Source organism: Bacillus sp. ISL-75 (assembly GCF_018613095.1).
This window is the reverse complement of the sequence record NZ_JAGGQX010000076.1, coordinates 1-19,620: the sequence shown is the minus strand read 5'-3', so window position 1 is coordinate 19,620 and position 19,620 is coordinate 1. Positions and strand designations below refer to the sequence as shown.

At 34.4% G+C, this 19,620-nt stretch carries 17 protein-coding genes and 2 pseudogenes; 16 read left to right on the top strand and 3 right to left on the bottom strand.

The features are described 5' to 3' along the window. Positions 1-332 precede the first annotated feature (332 nt). A complete protein-coding gene (tnpA, locus tag J7E63_RS26610; RefSeq protein ID WP_215018015.1) occupies positions 333-728 on the top strand; it encodes an IS200/IS605 family transposase in 396 nt (131 codons plus the stop codon). Positions 729-1,040: 312 nt separating this feature from the next. Here the strand turns inward: tnpA and J7E63_RS26605 are convergent, their stop codons facing one another. Continuing rightward, positions 1,041-2,057, bottom strand: a complete 1,017-nt coding sequence (locus J7E63_RS26605; RefSeq protein WP_215018012.1) for a DPP IV N-terminal domain-containing protein — start codon at positions 2,055-2,057, stop codon at positions 1,041-1,043. Positions 2,058-2,781: 724 nt separating this feature from the next. Here J7E63_RS26605 and J7E63_RS26600 point away from each other — a divergent pair. Then, entirely contained in the window at positions 2,782-4,254 is a 1,473-nt protein-coding gene (locus J7E63_RS26600) for a flavin monoamine oxidase family protein (RefSeq protein ID WP_214718326.1), read from the top strand. A 100-nt stretch (positions 4,255-4,354) separates the two neighbouring features. Here J7E63_RS26600 and J7E63_RS26595 read toward each other — a convergent pair whose 3' ends face one another. Continuing rightward, complete coding sequence (locus J7E63_RS26595; RefSeq protein ID WP_215018009.1) at positions 4,355-4,813, bottom strand: hypothetical protein; 459 nt, start codon at positions 4,811-4,813, stop codon at positions 4,355-4,357. Positions 4,814-5,483: 670 nt separating this feature from the next. Between J7E63_RS26595 and J7E63_RS26590 the strand changes: the two genes are divergently transcribed. The 3 genes from J7E63_RS26590 (at position 5,484) to J7E63_RS26580 (ending at position 8,942) form a co-directional block, all read left to right on the top strand. Next, positions 5,484-6,119, top strand: coding sequence for a hypothetical protein (locus tag J7E63_RS26590; RefSeq protein WP_214718330.1), 636 nt, complete (start codon positions 5,484-5,486; stop codon positions 6,117-6,119). Between the two features lie 880 nt (positions 6,120-6,999). Beyond that, positions 7,000-8,013 (top strand): AraC family transcriptional regulator, encoded by a 1,014-nt coding sequence (locus J7E63_RS26585; RefSeq protein ID WP_215018007.1) that lies wholly within the window; start codon positions 7,000-7,002, stop codon positions 8,011-8,013. Between the two features lie 134 nt (positions 8,014-8,147). Further along, positions 8,148-8,942 carry an SDR family NAD(P)-dependent oxidoreductase gene (locus J7E63_RS26580; RefSeq protein WP_215018004.1) on the top strand — a complete coding sequence of 265 codons (795 nt, stop codon included), beginning with the start codon at positions 8,148-8,150 and terminating at the stop codon, positions 8,940-8,942. 251 nt (positions 8,943-9,193) lie between these two features. Here J7E63_RS26580 and J7E63_RS26575 read toward each other — a convergent pair whose 3' ends face one another. After that, positions 9,194-9,724 (bottom strand): hypothetical protein, encoded by a 531-nt coding sequence (locus J7E63_RS26575; RefSeq protein ID WP_215018002.1) that lies wholly within the window; start codon positions 9,722-9,724, stop codon positions 9,194-9,196. Positions 9,725-10,136: 412 nt separating this feature from the next. On the opposite strand from J7E63_RS26575, the gene J7E63_RS26570 reads away from it, so the two are divergent. The 11 genes and pseudogenes from J7E63_RS26570 to J7E63_RS26520 all read left to right on the top strand — a co-directional run bounded on the left by J7E63_RS26570 (position 10,137) and on the right by J7E63_RS26520 (position 19,351). Then, entirely contained in the window at positions 10,137-10,334 is a 198-nt protein-coding gene (locus tag J7E63_RS26570) for a hypothetical protein (protein WP_215017998.1), read from the top strand. Between the two features lie 731 nt (positions 10,335-11,065). Beyond that, positions 11,066-11,440 (top strand): hypothetical protein, encoded by a 375-nt coding sequence (locus J7E63_RS26565; protein ID WP_215017996.1) that lies wholly within the window; start codon positions 11,066-11,068, stop codon positions 11,438-11,440. A gap of 75 nt (positions 11,441-11,515) precedes the next feature. Next, positions 11,516-12,166, top strand: coding sequence for a hypothetical protein (locus J7E63_RS26560; protein WP_215017993.1), 651 nt, complete (start codon positions 11,516-11,518; stop codon positions 12,164-12,166). 305 nt (positions 12,167-12,471) lie between these two features. Next, positions 12,472-13,194: a class I SAM-dependent methyltransferase gene (locus J7E63_RS26555; RefSeq protein WP_215017991.1), complete on the top strand. Its 723-nt coding sequence runs from the start codon at positions 12,472-12,474 to the stop codon at positions 13,192-13,194. Positions 13,195-13,402: 208 nt separating this feature from the next. Further along, positions 13,403-13,858: a GNAT family N-acetyltransferase gene (locus J7E63_RS26550; protein WP_215017989.1), complete on the top strand. Its 456-nt coding sequence runs from the start codon at positions 13,403-13,405 to the stop codon at positions 13,856-13,858. A 462-nt stretch (positions 13,859-14,320) separates the two neighbouring features. Then, positions 14,321-14,548: pseudogene (locus J7E63_RS26545) on the top strand (N-acetyltransferase family protein); the annotation flags it as partial. Next, a pseudogene (locus J7E63_RS26540) lies at positions 14,535-14,714 on the top strand (helix-turn-helix domain-containing protein); the annotation flags it as partial. The pseudogenes J7E63_RS26545 and J7E63_RS26540, both read left to right, overlap by 14 nt. Positions 14,715-14,874: 160 nt before the next feature. Then, positions 14,875-15,933, top strand: coding sequence for a dsDNA nuclease domain-containing protein (locus J7E63_RS26535; protein WP_251033800.1), 1,059 nt, complete (start codon positions 14,875-14,877; stop codon positions 15,931-15,933). After that, the gene (locus J7E63_RS26530) at positions 15,930-17,612 is read left to right on the top strand and encodes a hypothetical protein (RefSeq protein ID WP_215017984.1); all 1,683 of its coding nucleotides are present in this window, start codon (positions 15,930-15,932) and stop codon (positions 17,610-17,612) included. Before J7E63_RS26535 ends, J7E63_RS26530 begins: the two co-directional genes overlap by 4 nt. A gap of 403 nt (positions 17,613-18,015) precedes the next feature. Beyond that, on the top strand, positions 18,016-18,723 hold the full coding sequence (locus J7E63_RS26525; RefSeq protein ID WP_215017982.1) for a hypothetical protein: 708 nt from the start codon (positions 18,016-18,018) through the stop codon (positions 18,721-18,723). 142 nt (positions 18,724-18,865) lie between these two features. Further along, the gene (locus J7E63_RS26520) at positions 18,866-19,351 is read left to right on the top strand and encodes an NUDIX hydrolase (RefSeq protein ID WP_215017980.1); all 486 of its coding nucleotides are present in this window, start codon (positions 18,866-18,868) and stop codon (positions 19,349-19,351) included. Positions 19,352-19,620: the final 269 nt, after the last annotated feature.

Genomic DNA, 19,620 nt, shown 5'->3' with positions numbered 1-19,620 from the left:
CCATATTATGGGTTACAGTTCAGAAATATGGTGTTGGAGTTTTTAATTTGAAATAACGCGATTTTAAGGCGTTTAGAGAATTGAAAAAATTACTGATCAATTCAGACCCCTTTGTGGACGCTATAAAATCTGTCGTATCAATGAATTTAGAGAATAAAAATGCCTAAAAAACGCCTAGCGTTTACACAGATGAAACGCGTTTATCAACGCGTTTTTTAAAAAAGTTTCCCTTATGATACCACTTAATCTCGAAATTGATATATATGTTTGATAAAGTAGAATTTAGAATCCATTTGCTTTATAAGCTTTTCGGAAGGTTGGGGTAACTGTTGATGACTGAAATATATTCAAACAAATATCATGATTGTTTTTTACAATATCATATTGCTTTTTTCACCAGTAATCATATTGAACTCGAAACTAAAGAAATTGATTTTATTAAACATTACTTCAATAGCGTAGCCATTCGCCATGAATTTAAAATATTGGCAATGGAGTTCGATCAAAACAGTGTGAAACTTATAATTAACTGCCAAACAACTCATTTTATTCCAAACATTATCAAAGCTCTTAAAGGGGGATCAGCACGATTTTTATATAAGGAATATCCAGCTTCTAAGACCAAACACACTAATCGTCTATGGGATCCTAAGTACATAATCTCTACAGAGGAAAAGCAGCTAGATAAAATGATTCATAATTATAGAGGATCAATTAAAATAAAATAAAAACAGTTAGTCCCACCTTTAGTGACCGATTTACCTTCTCCTTTAATTTTTTTGAAGATGCTTCATCTATAATAAATTTTTTTCGATTTTGCATACTCCCTTATAAAATCCTAATAAGGGGTACCACCAGGGTACCACCAGTAAAACGCGAATTTACAACGTTAAGGAAATTCCAAAATAAAAAGCCCAATTTCTCAATTTTAATGCTGAGAAATTGGGCTTTTTCGTTACTCCATAAAAGCGCCCTTTAATTGAAGAGCGCACAACAATAATTTTATATGAACAGCAGCTTATAAAACTTGGTTTTACTACTTAATTACTCACACTTAAATCTATTTTGGCAATTTGTTTATTACTAAGATCCATTGTATACATTTCAAATTTTGAAGTAGATTTTTTAGACCAATTTTTATCTTCTAAGAAAAGGATTTTATTCTCTTTATGGAAATAAACAGGACTACTTGCATGAGATTTTAATTGAGTAAGCTGTTCTGTTTGTTTTGTTGCTAAATCCATAGAAAATAGTTCATATTCAAAACTAGCATTTTTTGAAGAGGGGGAAACAGCTGAAAAAACAATCTGATGGTTGTCTTCTGATAATGCTACATCATACATTTCGGGTGTTCCAATTTCCTCTTTTGGCAAAATCTTGTTGAAAGTTTCTTTTCCATTTAATGAAGTAATAAATAAAGCTCGTTCACTATCTTTTTCCTTTGTAAACCATAAACTTTTTCCATCAGCTGAAATAGATAAATCGAACATACCGTATTCCTTTTGATTAGTAATTTGTTTTTTTTCAGACCCATTAGAATTTATAGAATATAGATCGTATTCATGTGGCCTTTTACTTGCTATAGGGGAATAATTTTTGACAACACCAGCTTGTAAATAGAAAATATTTTGATTATCAGGTAAAAATACTGCATCAGTCACTAAACCATCTGTAGATGTTAGTTGTTTTTTATTTTTTCCATCTCTATCGATTACATAAAGACTTTGTTTTTTATCTTCCTTACCTTTTGGGCTAGCCAAAAACAAAAGTTTTTTTCCATCTGTTGAAAGCTTAGGATGGAGGAGAGATACATCTTTCATTTCTACAAACTTTTTCACATTAGAGCCATCTGGATTGGCAGTATAGATGGCTGCAACACCATTCTTATAGTAAGAGAATACTATTTCTTTATCGTCGGAAGACACGTCCATTTTTTGAGCTAATCCCTGATTTGGGATTACTTTTTCATCTTTGTTCATAAATGAATTGGAACAAGCAGATCCAATTAATCCAACCACTATAATAATAAAAATTATATTTCTTTTTCGTTTAAACATGTTGAATATCTCCTTAAGTATATATTGTTGCTATATATACAGGTATTAAAATTCCCAAGATTGAAAAAAAACCATAATAAATTTAATGATGAGTAGCTAAGAAAACCTAATTTAGATTTTTATATAAAAAAAAGTAATTGATAACTTCTTTAATAATCCGAATCGTCCAGTTATTTTTTGGGACAAGACGTTGAAAAAAATCCAACTCCTTTACATTACTTTCAATTAGGAGGATAGTTCCATCTCCAGTTATTTAACCAGCTACGAAATTCAAACTTGAGGAATATTCTATCCACTTATGCAACAATATATTTTCTATTTTTATAACCTTTTAACTAGATATCCAATTTCCTTAAAAGGTGTTGTACAAAATGGCCCTATCATGAAAAAAGGACGCTAATCCTTATTCCGGATATGCGCCCGATTATGCAACAAGACAAAATATATATGGGATTCATTCCAAGGACCAATCGCCAAAAACGCCGTACAGCCAATCCTAGGCTGTCAATTTCACCTAGAAATGTTTACGACGTTCAATGGATTGATTCTTAAATTTTAGCCGGTTTACAAGTTTTATTCCTTAGCAAATTCCCTTACTATGAAAAGATTCTGAGCTAGTGGAATAATAATTTTGATATTTATTCTAATTCGCTTTTCTTGCTGAATAAAATGGCAGTAGACTAAATTTCAATTCCTGGTCTATCCCATTTTGAGGAGGAAAAGTATGTTAAATTACGTATTTCCCAAGTTATCCTCTGATCATATGATGTCAATTATACGAAATGGACTAGAAAAAACCAAAATACCCAAGAAGATCATTATTATTGGTGCAGGTATGGCAGGACTGGTCTCAGCCTCTCTGCTTAAGCAGGCCGGCCACAATGTAACGGTCATTGAAGCAACTGATAGGGTGGGAGGACGGATATATACATTAAGGGGGGATTTTAGGGATGAGCAGTATCTTGAAGCTGGTGCGATGCGTATTCCCAGTACGCATTTATTGACTTTGGAATATATAAAAAAATTCCAGCTCCCTGTTAATAAGTTTATCAATTCGACTCCTGCCGATATTATCTATGTAAAAGGGGTTAAAGCACGATTAAAGGCGTACGAACAGAACCCTCAAATATTACGCTTTCCCGTTTTCCCGCATGAAAAAGGGAAAACAGCTAAAGAGTTGATTCAATCAGCGATAAAACCGGTTACCGATTTTATTAACCAGAACCCCAGAAGAAATTGGCTTTGGGTCATTCGGGAATTGGATAAATACTCGATGGATACTTATTTAAGATACAATCCATTCGGAGTCACATTATCTCCCGGAGCCATCGAAATGATTAAAGTCATGCTTACACTGGAAGGACTTATTGAGCTTTCATTTTTGGAACTATTTCGTGAACTGTTAATCCCTGATATTTTTTATGAAATAACAGGAGGTAATGACCTGCTTCCTAAAGCATTTACCAATCAATTGAAAGATAATATTTATTACGGACAAAATGTAAAAAGAATTGTACAGCACGACAATCAAGTAACCGTTCATTCTGTCCATCGAATCTTAGAACCTTTTCAAATTACTGGAGATCTTGCGATTGTGACAATTCCTTTTTCAGTACTGCAATTTGTAGAAATTGAGCCTCGTGATTCATTTTCCGAAAATAAATGGAAGGCTATTCGGGAACTAAAATATGCAGAGTCTACGAAGACAGGGATCCAGTTTAAAAACAGGTTCTGGGAGAAACAAGGTTTGTATGGCGGGCAAACTGTTACTGACCTCCCGATTAAATATGTTCAGTACCCCAGCCACGGCCTCGGTACACAAGGAACAGGTGTCATTTTAGGCAGTTATACATGGGAAGATGATGCGATACCATGGGATAGTTTGAATCAGGATAGTCGCTTGGAATTTGTTTTAAAAAATTTAGCAGAGATCCACGGTAAACAGGTCTATAGTGATTTTCAAGGAGGAACGAGCCACAGTTGGGTTCGATATCCGTATTCTGCTGGAGCATTTACGCTGTTTAAACCCGAACAGGTAAAAGAGTTAACCCCTTATATTTCCACACCCGAAGGAAGAGTACATTTTGCAGGCGAACATGCCTCAACTACTCACGGTTGGATCCAAGGAGCAATCGAATCCGGAATACATGCTGCATATGAAGTGAATGACTTGCCAAAAACTTACTTTGAATCTTAATTGTGGTCCATGTGTCGCTCAGTAAAAAACAACTGCCCTCCAATTGTTAGTCTCTCAACTGGCAATTGGAGGTCTTTCCATATGGGAAGCGAAACTTTAGTTACTTAATTTTGTTAAAAATGAAATTTTTTAACATTAGTCCCATGGAAACTCCATATGCCAAAGAGCTAATTAAATGACTATAATAACTACTCACTGGTCTTATAGGAATAGTTTTTCCCTCAATAGACATAGTGAAAAGAAGTTCCCATAAAAACCACATAAATAGACTGATTACACCAAAGATCAGGAGAACATATCTGTGCCCCCATTTTCTAAGTGCAAGATAAATCATAGCTCCTAACATAGAACCAATCCCAAAATTTAGTATCAAACCCATTAATTCAGTTGGCCTATCCTTAACGGTAATCATTAGGCTGTTTAATTGGTATAAAGTGTACTTCTTATCGTAACCTGAACGAAGTAATATCCATGAGGTAATTTCTCCTACAAGTGTTGAAACAGCGCCTATCACTCCTGCTATTACAACCTTATCATCATCCAAACTTTTAACTTCCATGTTTATCCCCATTTCAATGCATCTTTTGTTTATGTGGTACCCAAATAGTGACACGTTATTCATGATTCATCGCTCACTGTTAGTGACTTCTCGGTCTCCATAATGCCTGGATAGCAGTGATAGTGTCACCTTCACGCTTTTAGTAAGTAACTAACCTACAAGCCTTAAAGGCTTGAGTGTTGCCTTAAGGTTAAGACAAGGGGCGGGGCTGCTTACAAAGGAGAGAAAGCCCCGCATGGCGTCTGTCAACGGTACCAGACCAGAGGGAGGATAAGGAGTTGACAGAATTGCTTATGCAATCGATAAGGGAAACCCAGGAGTTCAGAAAAGAATTAGCTACCACTTCAAAAAAAGGCTTCTTTGCACGACTGTTCGGAAAGTAGGTGTTAAGAAGGAACAAAATGATTTTGAGAAAAGGACGGGGTAGAGAAAATATCCAGGTCCTTTTCTTTTGCCTTGTAATTTTATCGGTGCTCCCGGAGCATGCAAAAAGACTGCAATCCTTACTAAAGAAAAGCGCCCGACTACGGAAGATAGTTTTATTGGATGTTGGTGCACTTTTCCCCCTAAATCCCCCTTTAATTAAACAAGAATGCTCTGAATTTATAGAATAAATTTTAAATTATTTACAAATGTTAAAACTATCTATTTTTTAAAAGGGGGAACTGTAATGATTACTAACGAAGAAATAATGCAAAAAAACGAAGAAATAATGCAAAAATCTGATGCATTGAATAATCTAATCTTAACCAAATGGCTTAAACAAGAGTTCCTTACATTTGAATGGTTTTTTACGCTGTTTGTAGTGCTTGTTTGTTATTTATTATTTTTTTATCTTGTAGACAAAAAACGAATAGTGGAGATTTTGTTATATGGTTCTTTGGTGGCAGTGGCATATGTAGTTTACGATTCAATTGGAATGTTTTTTGGTTTTTGGGCAGTAAAAATTGCTATATCTCCTGTTTATCCGAATTTTTTCGGAAGTAGCTTAACGGTTGCACCATTAATTGCTATGATTTTATACCAGTACAAGTCTCCTTGGGATAGTTTTTTGCGTTGGAGCATACTGTTTTCAGGGTTATTGATATTTGGACATTATGGCTTCTTACTATCCAAGATGGGAATTTTTGTTTACCTAAAGCCTTATGCAAAAATAATTGACCTTTGTTCTTTTTTATCTGTTATTATTGTCCCTCGTGGAATTATGATCTTACTTCTGAAAAAAGAAGCACAAAAGGGAAATATAAGCGCGGAAAATTCATTATCAAAACTTATATACAAACAGATTCAAAGAAATAATAATTAAAATAGTCAGTGCGCCTTATAAAACGGCTTTTTAGTTTTAAGTTCAATTCTTCACAATATTCACATTAACAAACATCCAGTTTTTTTAAAAAGTCTTATTCAAGAAAATGGCCCTTTAACGGAACAACTTACTGTCACTCAACAGTTCCTTAATCGACCTTTCAATTCAGTTGTTCTTTTCCTTTTCACTATAAAAACGCCCCTTTAAATATCCATATCCAAAGGTGTAAAACGGCGCAACTTTTTTTACAAACCGCACATCTTAATTTCAAAGCCACAACAGAAGCTGCTTCTTGCATTTGGCCCCAAGCAGGACATCACAAAATTAAAAATGAAAAATTAGAAGACATTTCTCCTTAATGTATGAAAATAGATATTAAGTTACATTCATTTCACCTGAAATACTAGGTAAATGGTATTTTAACTGATATGCAGAACACATCGGAAAATATGTTACATTCAAAAGGTTGATTTCACTTTATTCCAAGAGGTGGACATTGAATAACGTTGGAAATATCGCTCGTTCCTGTTATTACAACATTTGTTGTGTTGTAATAACATTACATTCAAAGGTGTTTCTATAATACAACATTCGTTGTAATAATGAGTGTCTAACTTGAACGTCTATAACCGCTTATTGTGCCACGACAGTACCATAACTTAAGAATTGCGACACAGTCCCTACTTCAACAAACGGGCCAGATTGTTGAATAATTAGTTACTAAAGGACTATTCGGCGTAATCGGCAAGTAAAATGTCGTCCTCTGCTAGTTACAGAGCGACATTCCAAAGGTAAGATAATAACTGAACCGCTATCAAGGAAGGAAGAAATCCAACCAAAACTAGTGAATGTGTAGATAGCTAAAGGAGGGCCTATATGTATGACGTCTCATACTCGTATAAAAATCCCGGCAGGGTTTTGGTCAGGGTTAAATAAAATAGGGATTGCCTCCCACGACGTGGTTCGAAAAGCTCGACTGCCGCTAACCATTATTACTGAACCAGTTGTCACCACCGCCCAATATTTTGCGATATGGAAGGCTTATTCCGACCTCATTGATGACACTGCCAAAGGCATCATCAAGATGACGACCGGATTTGAAACAGTGCATTACCCACCGACCATTTTAGCTACTTACCACGCTCGTGACTATCGCGACGCTCTAAAGCGAATGGCCAGATACAAACAACTGTGCCCCCCGGAAAACTTAAGTATCACCGAGGAGGGTGAGCACTGTACAATTGAACTTGGATGGTTGGATACCGAGCAACCCGGCCCGCCAATGCTGGCTGGTGTCACTCTTGCATTTCTTCTGGAACTAGGGAGGCGGGGGACAGGTCAGCCTTTGACGGCGAGGTTCGCCGAATTTTCGCACTCAATGGGCGACGTACAGGCACTTGAAGCTTACTTTGGCTGTCGTATCCAAATCGGTACAAATTGTAACCGGTTGACGTTACATAGAGAAGATCTGGACCGCCCATTTGTCTCGTACAACTCAGAGTTGTTGGAGATTTTGACTCCTGTACTGGACCAATCGTTGGATGAGCAGCAACGCAGCCGCTCAATCACCGAGATGGTCAAGTGGATCATGAGCCGTAGCCTAACAGGAGGCAGACCCGACCTTCTGACTGTTGCGAGCGAGTTAGGGATGAGCGATCGTACCTTGCAGCGCCGGCTTACTGACGAAGGCACGAGCTTCAAACATCTGTTGACACAAGTCCGCCATGAGCAGGCACGAGAGTATTTGGCAAACCCCTCGCTCGATATTCAAGAAGTGGCCTTCCTGATTGGATATGAAGACCAGAATTCTTTCTATCGCGCCTTTCGCCTATGGGAAGGGGATACTCCTTCAAATTGGCGTACTGAACACTTAGGTATAAATTCGATAAATTGACTTTGTTTTAAAAGTAAATTATTTAACACCATGTTAATAAGAAAGATAACCTAATAATAACTACCAAAAGATTGGAACGTTTCTTATATAACCTTTTAATTATTATAATGAGTAAATGAATAGGAGAATGTATTATGGATATGGGATTAAACAATAAAACAGCTTTAATTACAGGATCAACAAAAGGAATAGGAAAAGCAATTGCCATTGAACTTGCCAAAGAAGGTGTTAATGTTCTAATTAATGGACGAAATTATGAAGAGGTAGAACGAATTGTAAATGAAATAAAGTCAGATTTCCCGGCTACCACTCCTCAAAATGCTACAGCCGATATTGTAGATATTCAACAAAGAGAAGCTTTATTTGAAAAATATCCCAATACCGATATTTTAGTTAATAATATGGGGATTTATGAAATTATGCAATATGAGGATGTTGACGATGAAGTGTGGGAAAAATACTTCCGTACAAACGTTCTTGCTGCAAATGGATTATCTAAATTTTATTTACCTAAAATGTTGAATAATGACTATGGCCGGATTATCTTTATTGCGAGTGAAGAAGCAATTATGCCTTCAGGACAAATGCCTCAGTATTGTATGACAAAATCAATGCTATTATCATTGTCAAAAAGCTTATCTAAATTAACAAAAGGAACAGAAGTTACAGTAAATACAATCATGCCAGGACCAACACTCTCTGAAAATGTACATCAAATAATTGAGAGTATCTACCCTAATGATGATATGAATTTTTCAGATAAAGAGAAAGAGTTTATGACTACAAACCTACCTCAATCTGAAATTCAGCGATTTATCAGACCTACTGAAATAGGAAGGCTAACTACATTTGTATGTAGTCCTTATGCATCTGCATTTAAAGGGTCTCCAATTCGTATGGATGGGGGAATGGTACCGACTATTTTTTAACATTTTTATTCATTATTCAATTATAGGACGCGATTGCAGAACAATGAGCAGTCGCTTTTTTACTAGTCTGATCCGAATAGTTCTATAAATGATTGGATGTAAATAAATAAAAAACCCAGCTACCTTCACATGAGAAGATCAGCTGGGTTTTTAGAGTTGGATGTGCAAAATAGCACTTAAAATATACGCAAATTATCGGTCAAAGTGACAATCACCAGACTTGTTTAAAAAAGGATAGATTTCATTAATTTTTAGTTTACTTGGTTACCTAAACTAGGTGGAAGTAACTTTACGCTTTCATATGCTTTTCCAAGCTTCTTTTCTCCTTGTGTGAAAGCTGCTTCTGCAGCATCAAATGATGGAGCATCCTTTTTTAATTCTTCTGCTTTCACTTGATATGATGTTGTAAAATCTTTAACTGCCCCTTCAAGGTCTGCCTTTTGATCTTTTAGCGAAGCAGGAACTTGGACACTATTAAGCTCAGCAACGACAGCTGCAGCAGATTCACTAGCTTTTGTTTTTTGCTCAGGTTCAATTTTTATATCAGGGTCTTCAGCTTCTTTTGCTACAGCAGCTTCATAACTATTTAGATCAGCATCTTTAGCATTAATTTTTTTACCAAGATTCATATAAAACTTAACCATTTCCTTATTTACATCTATTTCAGGAGCAGAAGCTTCCTTTGTTTCTTTCTTTTCGGTTTTATCCTCCTCCTTGCTTGAACATGCAGCTAATCCCAATGCCATTGTTAACGCTGATAATAATAACAAGATCTTTCTCATTTCAATTTCCCTCTATTAACTTTTTTGAATCTCATAAATTTTACAACATTTACTAATACAAAAAAAGGAAAAAGGTCTGAAAAAGAAATTTACTAATTTAGTAGTAGTAAATGCCCAGCACTAATTTGATAGAATGAAATCTAGTTCCTCCTTTCTAATAATATTAATCCTCTTCGTCTAGCGACGATCTGCTAACATCAATAGGTGAAATATCTAAATTGTCAACATTACCTGAGGTAGGAGCACCGCCTGCACCAAAAATCGTTTCTTTAAAAATTAACTAAAGAGGAGGTAGTATGTTCCAATTAATAAAAAATCCACTTCAACACTTTAATATTTTAAACTACATTGTCCATAAAGATATCGCGTTCTTCTAACCCTTTTTCCTTCATGGATTTAGGGGACCTACTTTATGAATAATATTGTAGTAATGTTTGGTTTTTTAGCCTTTTTACCTTTTATTATAAATTTTCTTCTTACTGTTTTTGGCTTTTATTTTGTAATTAAAGTAACTAAATTCATGAACACAAAAACGAAATTAGACCAAGAAAAAAATGAAATAAGGTTATGGGTCAAGCTGACAATACCAAGTAATTTTATGGGCGACTAAGTTAGCTAGATTTGTATGTTATATACAATTATATAGGGGTACCAACAATTCAGTCCCCTTTGTAGACGCCGTAAAAGCAGTCAAAGGATTTAGAGAATAAAAACGCCTACTATAAAAATACAAAGGACTCCCAAGATTTTGGGAGTCCAATGTATGTAGTAATTCCTCATGGAGGTATTAGTTCTTTTTATAATAGTGTCCTTTGATATTGACGGTAAGAGGAGAAAGAACTAGATTACATCATAAATCAAATCTTTTTCCAGGCTGTCGTGTTTTTAAGGCGTTTATAGTAAATATATAAGTAATTAAAGAATAATTAATGAGAGCATGAGGGCGGCAGCACTACAGACTGATCAGAAAGCAAAGAACGCTTTCTGTCATTCTGACGCTACGCTTACGTGTCGCTTCGGCATTAAAGGAAAGGCTAACCAGGGGGAGTAATTCCCTCTGGTCAAACTCCCCCTAGGTTCCGATTTCCTTTACCTATCGGCCATACCGAACGAGCCGAAAACCTAAAAAAATAAAAAGAATAAATTATTAAAGGATTAAAAGATTAAAAGATTAAAGGATACCAGGCTAACGCCTGCTTTGATTGATATTTTTCCCTTTTGCCTTCCGAATCGTAAAACAGCGCAAGCCGACTAAGCTTCCAGCCGGTAGGACACCCGAACCTTTCCGGCTAAAAACTAAGACGGCTAGTCAATGGGTGTAACGGGAAAAGAAAAAACTTATTGCCAACTTCACAGCCTTCTTTATCTGATTTAAATAAAAGTACACCAGAACTGATGTGTTTTTCAACCGTTGAACTGCTATTCCTTTTGAAATTTGCTAGAAAGGAACGAGCGGACATTTATAAGCTGCGGTACACTTTTATTCGAGCCATGAAGGAAGGGGCAGACGAATTTTCAGAAGCGGAGGAACACACCTTTAGCGAATATGAAAAAGCCACTCGGAAATGCTTTGTCCTTGAAAATTTAGTCCGTGAACGGATTGGATACTATCCTGCTACACTGACAGAATCTTATATTCAAACTCTTGCAGGAAAAATGGCAGAGTCCGCTAAAAAAGATATGGTTATCCAGCAGCCTAAATCGATTAAAAATTAATCTCTAGTATAGCCAGTCCGAATTAAACGAACAAACTTTTTTGAATATTAATATTCAAATTTCGGAGGGTGAAAAATGGCTAACATTCAAAAAGCGATTGACGAATTGCATATAGCTTTTCAAAAACTAAATGAAGAATTTTTTAAAGGGATGCTTCCAGAACCTGCCATCACGATTCAAAGTGGAGGAAAAAGGAAATCTATGGGCTGGTGTTCCACCGCTGAAGTATGGAGAGACAAAGAAGGAAAAAACAAGCGATATGAGTTGAATATTGGAGCGGAATATTTAGATATTGAGTTCATGGAAACAATGGACACGATGCTTCATGAAATGGTTCTTCTTTATAACGCCATTAACGGAGTGCAAGACTGTTCTCGAAATGGCACTTACCACAATAAACGGTTTAAAGAAGAATGTGAAAGACGGGGGTTCCATTTTCCGAGTGAAAAGGATGACCGATACGGTTGGGCGTTTCCAAAGTTAACAGAAGAAACTAAGAAAAAAATTATGGGATTAGGCATTGATGAGACCGTGTTTGTCATTGCTCGGAGAAGTGGGAATGGAGGTGTAACGGAAGGGAGTGAGGAAGAAGCAGAAGCGGAAGAGAAAAAGAAAACGTCCTATAAATTGGTTTGCCTAGGGTGTGAGTTAATTGTTCGATCTACGAAGCCTGGTATTGCTCTAAAGTGTATAGAATGCGATAAGCAACTAGAAGAGGAAAAATAAAAATCTTTGGACAACCTTTAAAAATCATCACTCTTTCAATGCAACATAGGTTGTATTAAAAAAAGGTGTAGCTTTGAAATAAAGTTGCACCGTTTTAGCCCTTTGGATTTTTTTATCTAAAGGGGTGTTTTTATAGTGAAAAGGAAAAGAACATCTGAATTGATAAGATCGATTAAGGAACTGTTGATTGACAATAAGTTGTTCCGTTAAAGGGCCATTTAACTGAATAAGAGCAGGACTTTTCACGAAAAAAAAATGAACTTATAATTAATGTTATATATCAAGAATCTGAAGGAGGGAATTAAATGAGAAATCCTACGAGAGACATTTATAATAAGTTAGCCAATACATATCAACACGATGTTGATGAGGGAAGTCCTTATAACGCTTATTATGAACGCCCAGCTATGATGACGGCTTTGCCCCCCCAATTAAAAGGAAAAAAGGTGCTTGATGCCGGTTGTTCGGCTGGATGGTATTCTTCTCAATTATTGCATCAAGGGGCGGAAGTTACTGGTATAGACGTAAGTCCCGAAATGGTGAAAGCAGCGAAGCATCGTTTAGGAGAAGAAGCGACATTCCTTTGTCATGATCTTCAAGAAACCCTTCCGTTTAAGGATGATTCCTTTGATGTGATTGTAAGCTCACTTACGCTTCATTATCTAAAGGATTGGACTTACACATTTCAAGAATTCAACCGCATTCTAAAAGCAGGCGGAACCTTTTTATTTTCGGTTCATCACCCATTTATGGACTATACAAGACACAATTGCGAAGATTACTTTAAAACCCAATTCTTATCAGAAACCTGGAAGAAACCTAATATTACTATTGATGTCAGCTTTTACAGAAGACCTATGCAAAGCATCGTAAATGAAACCACTCAATTTTTCAATCTCGATAAGCTGATTGAACCCCAACCGCAAGAAAAGATGAAAGAAGTGAAAGAAAAATCTTATTACTATCTCATGACCAGCCCTCATTTCCTTATAGTAAAAGCTACGTCAAAAAAGTTTATGGAAATCTAGCGATTAGGTTGAGCTTCTTGTCTTCCACAATCGGGCGCAATTCTGCAGTAAGAATTGTGCTCTTCCTTATGTTAGGGCAATTTTGTGTAATAACTCTTTATAAGGAAATTGGATATTTATGTTAAAGCTACGGAGAAGATTGTGAAGAATTGTACTTAAGCGGGGCAGGATAGTTGAAAAAAAATTACGAAATTTGAAGGGGATACATATGGGGAAATATCAGGTAAAGCAAATAAAAAATCTGTTGAATTTTGATTTGGATAGTTTAGTAAAGCAAAGCAAAGAAGATGGTTTTTGTTTTGTAGAAAGATTAGTAAATGATTATAAAAATGGCAGTAATACTTTTAACCAATTTAGAGAAGGTTTATTTGGCGTGTTTAATGAAGAGAGTGTCCTTGTTGCTATTGGTGGATTAAATAAAGATCCATTTTCAAATGAACAATCTATTGGACGGCTGAGAAGGTTTTATGTTAGTAAAGAGTATAGAAGAAACGGCATAGGAAGCCTTTTGGTAAAAAGGATAATTGACGAAGCAAAAAGATATTATAAAATTTTGGTTCTTCACACAGATACCGAACAGGCTGATAAATTTTATACTTCTATGGGATTTTCAATGGAAAATCTTTATCCAAATTCAAGTCACTTTATGGAGTTTAAAAGCTAAAGTGTTATTAAGCTAACGGATGCTTTACTTTCACAACAATTGGGGCTGTTTCGGCAGTCTTTTTTCTTAATTTTTAGCTAAGCTTTGTAAATAGGAGTGACCTTTATGACATTTAAAAAAATCGCGATTTCTGCATTTATTACTGTAATTCTTACTGTTGTTATTCGTGCTATACTTCGTTCCAATGGCATTCACAATTTTTTTAGCGACAATTCAATTGGTGGATACTTATTATATTTGGTCATTTTTTCATTGTGTTACTTATTCTTTAAAAGGCAGTCTGATAAATAAGACTTGTATATTAGAAAAATCAATTTACTGATAGCTTTACTTGACAACAAACTGGCTGTTTTTCGGCAGTCCTTTTTCATTACCCTTATTTAACTAAATGGCAGGTTTGTTCAATAAGAAAGGTGAAGTAATAGTATAATTTGGTATATAAATGGAAGGGATAACGGGTTTATGAAAATTAGAAAAGCAGTTTTAACCGATGCAAAAGGAATAGCTAAAGTACACGTAGATAGTTGGAAAACAACCTATGCCAATATTGTTCCAGACGAATACTTAAATAATTTAACATATGAAAGTCGGGAAAAGAGATGGATAAATAACATTCCCAGTGGCGGTGTATATGTAGCAGAAAATAATGAAGGGGAAATTGTTGGTTTTTCTTCTGGTGGCAAAGAAAGAAGGAAATTTTAAAGGTCGGTTAAAGAAGTATCATAAAAATCACGCAGGAATGAATTATGCAGTAAAGCTATATAAAGAAGGAAATATGACTGTAAATCAAATTTGTGAAATTACAAATGTGTCTAGAGCTTCATTATATAGAAAATTATCAGAAGTGAATAATTAGCCAATCTTTATTGCACTAAAGGTCCATGGATTATTGAACATCATAATATGATAAGTACTGCTAAAAAATTTCAAGATTAAACATAATGTAACCATATAATGGATTTAATTTATATAGTATAATATTCCTATAAAAATATTGGTGGTGACCAAAAGTGTCTATGTCTGATTACTATATGAATCTTCCATATGATTTGGCCGGTTCTAGAGCAAAAAATAGATTCCGCAATGAAATCCTATGGGGATTAAAGAAGATACTGGAGTTATATAAAGAAGATATAGAGTTTACTATGGTATTTGATTATAGTTGTGATATAGAGGTACATAAAACCGATAGTTTTGAATTTTATCAAGTAAAGACACAAAACGATAATGGCACTTATATGGTAGATAAACTAATAAAAAGAAACAAAAGCGGCGATTCTGTTTTCGGTAAATTATATAAACTAAAATACGATCCACAAAATAATGAAAATAATGACATCACAATTGGATTGGTTTCAAATGCTCCATTAAATGATGGAAAGAAAACCTATAATAATATCCAAAAAGTAAATTTAGCTTCTATTGATCCAGAGGCGGTTGAAAAAATTAAAAAGAATATGAAAATAGAACTAGAATTAAGCGAAGGAATCAATCTGAAAAATTCAAGTTTTGAAAAAACAGGAATGGACCTGATATATCCTGAAAAGACATTAATCGGCGAAATAGTATTATTTTTTGAAGATACATTTAATAGCGAACCAAAAAAAGTAGGATTTAAATTGTTAAAGGGAGAAATCGAGCGAAAAGCATCCTACGAACTTAAATTGCCTGTATATGAAGATATTTTAGAGAAAAAAGGGGTAAGCAAAGCATTCCTGGATAGATTCATGAGTAATTATATAGAGAAAACAGATGTAGCAGTTGAAAAAGCGAAAATGTTCATTGAAGAAATTTATAAAGACAGTTTTAGGAAAAAGTGCACGATGCTAAGATCCCTATCACAGGTAATGGGACAATTAAGCAGTAATAATAAACAGCTAAAAAAGATAGAAACAGAAATTATCGATTGGCTTATTGAAAAGCTTTACGATCTTCCAGAAAATGAGATTGAAATTATTGAGGTAATCAGTAAAGAGATGAACAACCACAAACCAATAGAAATGAGCGGTGAAGATATTCAGGCATTGATTATATTGGTAATGAAAAAATATGAGGAGGGGGTGTATGGCATATGAATAGTTTAACATTAAAAAGTTTATTTATTTTTGAACCAAAAAATAAAGTTGCGAAAAGGATAGATTTTGAAGTCGGAATTAATATTATTACTTCTGATAAAGTAAAGGGTAATGATGTAGGTAAATCCATCCTTCTAAAAAGCATTTACCATACACTAGGAGCCGATTGTATATTCGACGATAAGTGGAAAGAATCCCCCAAGATCTACATCATACATATTGCGATTAATGAGAAAGCCTATTACATATATAGAAGTGATAAGTTGTTCAAGGTCTATTCCAATGATTTTGATAAGCTTTTCAGCACGATTAATAGAATGGAACTAGCTGAATACCTAAAAGACCTATACGGATTTAGTGTGAAACTGCCTAATAAAAAAACAGAAGAACTAGAGATTGTCCCACCCGTTTATAGTTATTTGTTAAATTATGTGGATCAAGACCGAATGGAAGGACCGAAATTTAATTCTTTTGGATCCTTATTCCAATACAAAAATGATAAAAATGAAATTCTCTTTAACCATTTTGGCATTTTCACAGATGAATATTTCAAGACAATCGAACGTATAGAAAAATTGAAAAAGGAAGAAAAGGAGCTTAGTAATGAAAGTGTTGTGATCAATAATATGTTGAAAAGGGTGAGAGGTTACCTAGATGGAAAAGATGCGCCAGCAGATATTGAGACGCTAAAAGTGGAGCTTGAAGAAAATAAAAAAGAATACACGGACATTGTGGTTAGCTTGAATACATATAAAAACAAATTAATGAATCTTAGGAATGAACGAATCAAGTTGGAAAACGACATAAAAGAACTTCAAAAATGGAAGACGATGAAGGAAAATGACGTAAAAATTGTAAATGATAATTTTTGTCCCACTTGTTCTCAGGAAATAGATGATATTGGATTAAAGATTTCTCAAAGCAGCCAATTAGAAGACTTCTACATAATGAAAAACCAATTAGATAGTTTGCTTCTTGATGTAGAAAGGAAACTTAAACAGAATGAAGATCATTATGCAGGTTTGCTTAAGAGACTAAACAAATTTGAGGAAGAAATGAATATCAATAATACTCAAATTTCCGATGTTTTAAAACATCGGGGTTACCTGGAAACCCAAAATAATATGTTGAAGGAATCCGGAGTTGTCCAGCAAAATTTAAGTATAAATGCAGAGCAAATGAAAGAAAGTAAAAAAACACTAAAGAAATACGACGACTTAAAAAAAGAGGCAAACGAACTATACGAACAACTTATGATTGAATCGATTAATCTATTTGGATTAAAAGAAATTGCATTAGATAAATTTAAGAAATTGAATGGGTCTTTCTCTTCTAGAGGAAGCAATGTTCCTATTACCACAATTATTTGGTATTTCAACCTGTTAAAAGTAAAGTTCAAACTTAATCCTGATGCAATTCGTTTTCCTTTGGTTTTAGATAGTCCGAATAATGTTGAACTAGATGACGACAAACAAAAGGCACTTTTTGATTATATTTTCACAAATAACAACGATGATACTCAGCTAATTGTATCCACCTTAGGTTTTAATAAAAATGATTATCAGAATGTAGAATTCAACAATATTATCGATCTTGAGGTTAGAAAATACAACTTACTTAATAAAAATGACTATGAAAAGAATAAAGATATATTAAATATTATTTTCGTAGATGAATAGTATTTAAAATCAATATCAGTCAGTATGGATAAATAGTGATAGTAAGAAAGGGCTGCTAAATTTAATGGATTTTACTTTTGGACGCTAAAATAATTAAAAGTAACTAAAAGGATTTACAAATTCGCATAGAATAAGTATATCCTTTTTTCATGTTACAAGAGGAATTAACAATTGGGTGTAGTAAAGGATGTAACGGACTCTTATCTTTAAGGAAATAAGCAATCTTTCACAATCGGGCCATATTGTGGAACAACACATCCCCAACTGATAGTCCATTTCAGAAACTAAACTAAATATAGAGGAAATCTCACCTTTTGGTTTAATTTCCATTTAGGAAAACAAATGCCTATGGTATTTTTATAGAAATAGACTTGTTCCAAAAGAATATTTGGGGGATTTATTTATGAATGAATTTTGTTCTTGGGAAGAGTTAAAACAAAGATTTGGTCCAGATATTAAATTAGTGAACAGAATCATAATCATCGATTATGTATTTATGTTTTCATTTAGCTTGGCAGTATTTATCAATTATTTTTTTTCATTGGATTTTGATTTATATTACCTTTATATTCCGTTTTTCATATTAACTAGTGGTATCAATTGGTACAGTGAGAAGAAATTAAACCTGAAAGAACGATTGAAGGGTTCACAATTTAAAAAAAGAGTGGACACACCACTTAGAGTAATCTTCTTATTGTTTTTATTAACAGGCATAGTATTAGGGTTTTCTGAGGAGTTCAAAACACAAACAATCCATGAAGCGATTCAAGATTTTGGATATGAAACGAGACCGCCCACTTATATTCCTTTTAAACCCACTAAGGAGTACGGTTGGATTGATAAAGAATTAGACCAACTACAGCTAAGCTATCAAAAAAGGATTTCTACTGAATTAGTTATTTACGTGACCCCTCAAAAACCAGAATATTTTAATGAAAATGGGGAAAAAATTCATTTGTTTGAAAATAGCATTGGTTTTTATTCTGTGAGTGAAAGTGGAGACCCTAGGATAGATTGGGAACGGGATGGACTTTACTATTCCCTGGAATATGTTTCACAGGATCCTTCGACGAAATCAGAGATATTGAAGATTGTAAATTCAATGAAATAATACTTAACATGGAACAACTCATTTTATTTTATTTTTCAGGATGAGTTGTTGTTCTAAATGGGGCTAACAGAGCTCAGGTTTTATTCAGTTAAAGGGCGCAATTCTGCAGAAAGTACTATAGACTTTGATGGGAGGGGAATTTTTGGAGCTTTGGGATCTGTATGATAAAAATAGAATAAAAACAGATAGGATTCATAAACGTGGAACTCCGTTAGCTGAAGGGGATTACCATATAGTAGTCCATGTATGGATTAGGAATAATAAAGGTAAAATTCTTTTGACAAAACGTCATCAAGATAAGACTCATCCAGATTTATGGGAATGTACGGGTGGATCTATCTTAGTAGGTGAGGATAGCATTGAAGGTGCTCTACGCGAAGTAAAAGAAGAAATAGGGATTAGCTTATTAAGATCTAATGGAAAGTTAGTAAAAAGCGAACGGAGAGATATATATAATAATTTCTGTGATGTTTGGATATTTGATCAAAGCTTTGAAATCTCAGAAACGGAGCTTCAGCAAGATGAGGTAAGTGATATTAAATGGGTAACCAAATCTGAACTTGATAATATATATAGCTCAAATCTGTTAGTACCAACCCTTAGTTATTATAAGAAAATCTTCCAATAAATAGAGATATATTAATCAATGTAAAACTCTTCAACAATCGGGCGCAATTCTGTAGTAAGGATTGTGTTCTTTTTTATGTTAAGGACCAGATTGTGGAAAAACACATTTAAAGTAATTTGGTAAGCGTGAATAGATTGTGAATATTTTCACTTAAACTACCATGAAAATTAACTTCTTTAACTCAGTGAAAAAAGGCAATACTAAAGAGGACGCAGCTCATTCATTTTTTAAAAATGGGGAGAGCGCCAGATTCATTGATCTATGGTTTA